The 2,720-nt window shown below is 62.6% G+C and carries 3 protein-coding genes; 2 read left to right on the top strand and 1 reads right to left on the bottom strand.

Annotated features, from left to right (window positions below):
* Positions 1–479: SH3 domain-containing protein (locus tag EN984_RS29910; protein WP_164765741.1), on the top strand; the 479-nt coding region annotated here is incomplete at its 5' end.
* A 12-nt stretch (positions 480–491) separates the two neighbouring features.
* Here EN984_RS29910 and EN984_RS29915 read toward each other — a convergent pair.
* Positions 492–1,238: an SDR family oxidoreductase gene (locus tag EN984_RS29915; RefSeq protein WP_127268127.1), complete on the bottom strand. Its 747-nt coding sequence runs from the start codon at positions 1,236–1,238 to the stop codon at positions 492–494.
* A gap of 314 nt (positions 1,239–1,552) precedes the next feature.
* Between EN984_RS29915 and zwf the strand changes: the two genes are divergently transcribed.
* On the top strand, positions 1,553–2,720 hold a 1,168-nt coding region (gene zwf, locus EN984_RS29920), incomplete at its 3' end, for a glucose-6-phosphate dehydrogenase (protein ID WP_127384169.1).

A 2,720-nucleotide genomic window follows, 5' to 3' on the forward strand; every position in this document is an offset into this window, starting at 1 on the left:
TCCCCGCACTCGCCGCCAATGACCCGCGCTGGACCGGTTCCCAGCCGAAGGACGCATCCGCGTCCGATTCGACCGCTCCCAAGGCAGCGGACAAGCAAGCGGCGGCATTCGCACAGCCGGCAGCCGCTACCGATGCTGCCACCGAACTTGCCAAGGTAGCCGCGCCCAACGCAGCCGCGGGCAACCACCCCGACGGCGCACAAACCGCCGCCATCCCCGCGGTGCAGCCGCAAGAGCCAGCGGCAGAGGGGGATGACAGCCAAGCCAAGGCGAAGCCGAGGAAAGCCGCAGCCGCCGGAACAGGGCGCATCCTGAGGGCCGTGACCATGCGAAGCGGCCCGAAGAAAAATGCCGCCGCCATCGGTACGGTGCCAGCCAAAACCTCGGTGCAGGTGAAGAGCTGCAAGCAATGGTGCCAGATCACCTACAACGGCAAGACCGGCTGGATCTACAAGAGTTACATCAAGACCGGCGCGTGACGCCTGGCACTTTCAGATGCAGCGGCCGCCATCGACCTCCAGCGCCACGCCGGTGATGAAGGCGGCCTCGTCCGAGGCCAGCCAGAGTGCGGCGTTGGCGATGTCGAGCGGCGTCGAAAGCCGGCCGAGCGGGATCGATGCGCGGAACTTCTCGCGGATTTCGGGCGTATCGGCGCCCATGAATTTCTCCAGCATGCCGGTCTCGCCGGCAACCGGGCAGAGGCAGTTGACGCGGATGTTCTTCGGCGCCAGTTCGACCGCCATCGACTTGGTGGCGGTGATCGCCCAGCCTTTCGACGCATTGTACCAGGTGAGGCCGGGGCGCGGCCGCAGACCCGCGGTGGAGGCCGTGGTCAGGATGACGCCGCCGCCCTGCCGCTCCATGATCGGCACCACGGCGAGTGCCGCGTGATAGATCGCCTTCATGTTGACTGATGTTATCAGGTCGAAGGTCTCCTCGTCGACATTGAGCATATCGCCGTTGCGATGGGTGTAGCCGGCATTGTTGACCATGATGTCGATGCGGCCGAAGGCGCTTTTGGCGGCATAGACCATCTCGTCGAATTCGGAGCGTAGCGAGACATCGGTCTGGGTCCAGATCGCCGCTTCTCCGATCTCGCCGGCGACGCGTTCCGCGCCCCTGGCGTTGAGGTCGGCGACAACGACCCTGGCACCCTCCTGCGCAAAGCGCCTGGCGATGCCCTCGCCAAAACCCGACGCAGCACCGGTGATGATCGCAACCTTGTTTTCCAGACGCATGTTTTTTCCGCTCACTATTGGTGACGATCAACGGGCACGTCATTGGCGCTCATCCGCGCAAAGCCACGGCTTCTGACTGGATTGGCCGAAAGATGTGGAGCCATCGCCGATTTCTCCTTTGGCTTTCGCGTCAATCCCGCTCTATGCTGCAACTGCGAAGGCTTCCGGAGCCGCGCCTTCGACAAGCCTCCGGGTCATCGGACTGTCAAGGGGCAGGCGCATACACCCAGATGTGACACCATGGCACTGGAAAATTTAAATCGATTAGATTATATCAGCCGCGTCACAGCGACCGGCGTCAAAGCGGACAGACCATGACCAGCCAGATCATCCCCGTCGAGCCTTTCGACTTCATCATTTTCGGCGGCACCGGCGATCTGTCGGAACGCAAGCTTCTGCCGTCGCTCTATTATCGCCAGCGCGACCATCAGTTTTCGGAGCCGACACGCATCATCGGCACATCGCGCTCGAAAATGAGCGACGAAGAATTCCAGGCCTTCGCCAAACAGGCGATCTCCGAGCACGTCAAACCGGCCGACATCGACGCCAAGGAACTGAAGACTTTCCTGGCGCGGCTGTCCTACGTCTCGGCCGATGCGACGAGCGGCGCCGGATTCGACAAGCTCAAGAAGGCGATCGGCGACAGCGACCGCATTCGAGCCTTCTACCTGGCGGTGGCGCCGGCGCTGTTCGGCGACATCTCGCACAAGCTGAAAGAGCACAATCTGATCACGCCGAACTCGCGCATCGTGCTGGAAAAGCCGATCGGCCGCGACCTCGATTCGGCACGCAAGCTCAACGACCTGGTCGGCGACGACTTCCACGAAAGCCAGATCTTCCGCATCGACCATTATCTCGGCAAGGAGACGGTGCAGAACCTGATGGCGCTGCGCTTCGCCAACGCGCTCTACGAGCCGTTGTGGAATTCAGCCCACATCGACCATGTCCAGATCACCGTGGCCGAGACCGTCGGCCTGGAAGACCGCGTCACCTATTACGACAAGGCCGGCGCGCTGCGCGACATGGTGCAGAACCATATGCTGCAGCTGCTGTGCCTCGTCGCCATGGAAGCGCCATCGTCGATGGATGCCGACGCCGTGCGCGACGAAAAGCTGAAGGTGCTGCGGGCACTGAAGCGCATCAACGGCAACGAGGCGCCAAAGCACACCGTGCGCGGGCAGTATCGCGCCGGGGCTTCGGCCGGCGGACCGGTGAAAGGCTATGTCGAGGAACTCGGCAAGGACAGCAACACCGAAACCTTCGTCGCCATCAAGGCCGAGATCGGCAATTGGCGCTGGTCGGGCGTTCCGTTCTATCTCCGCACCGGCAAGCGGCTGGCGACGCGGGTTTCGGAAATCATCATCGAATTCAAGCCGATCCCGCATTCGATCTTCGGCGACAGCGCCGGACCGATCTTCGCCAACCAGCTGGTCATCCGGCTACAGCCCGACGAAGGCGTCAAGCAGTTCATCATGATCAAGG

It is taken from the genome of Mesorhizobium sp. M7A.F.Ca.CA.004.12.1.1, assembly GCF_003997835.1.
Lineage (GTDB): Bacteria > Pseudomonadota > Alphaproteobacteria > Rhizobiales > Rhizobiaceae > Mesorhizobium.